This is a genomic window from Anaerotruncus sp. DFI.9.16 (assembly GCF_024461615.1).
Classification (GTDB): Bacteria; Bacillota; Clostridia; order Oscillospirales; family Ruminococcaceae; genus Anaerotruncus; species Anaerotruncus massiliensis.
In genome coordinates, this window is record NZ_JANFZX010000137.1 from 1 (window position 1) to 495 (window position 495).

The window sequence follows — 495 nt, forward strand, 5'->3', positions numbered from 1 at the left end:
CGGAGATGTGGACGCGAATGGAATTGCTGAAGCTGTCCACGCTGTTGTCCCAAACATGATCTATCAGCTCCTCCTGACTCACGGGCCGCCCCTGATGCACCATTAAATATTCCAGGATTCCCGCCTCCTTGCGGGTCAGCGTCAGCGCCTGTCCGCTGACGGCGGCGGTGCGGGAGCGGGTGTCGAAGCTCAGGTCTCCGCAGCTCAGCAGCACGTCCTGCTGGGTGAACTGCCGCAAGGTCAGGCTGCGGATGCGGGCCTCCAGCTCGGCAAGATGAAAGGGCTTTGCCAGATAGTCGTTTGCCCCGGCGTCCAGCCCCTCGACCTTGTCCTCCACCTCACTGCGGGCGGAGAGGATCAGCACCCGCGTCTCCCGGTCAGTCTGCCGCAGGGTGCGCAGCACCGTCATGCCGTCCTTTTTCGGCAGGTTCAGATCAAGAAGTACCAGATCGTAGCGCTCCACGCCCAGAAGCGCCAGCGCCTTTTCCCCATCAT

General features: G+C 62.4%; 1 protein-coding gene. It reads right to left on the reverse strand.

Annotation, left to right across the window (positions count from 1 at the left end; all coding sequences use genetic code 11):
* The coding region (locus NE609_RS17335; protein WP_256153242.1) for a response regulator transcription factor at window positions 1–495 on the reverse strand (495 nt) is incomplete at both ends.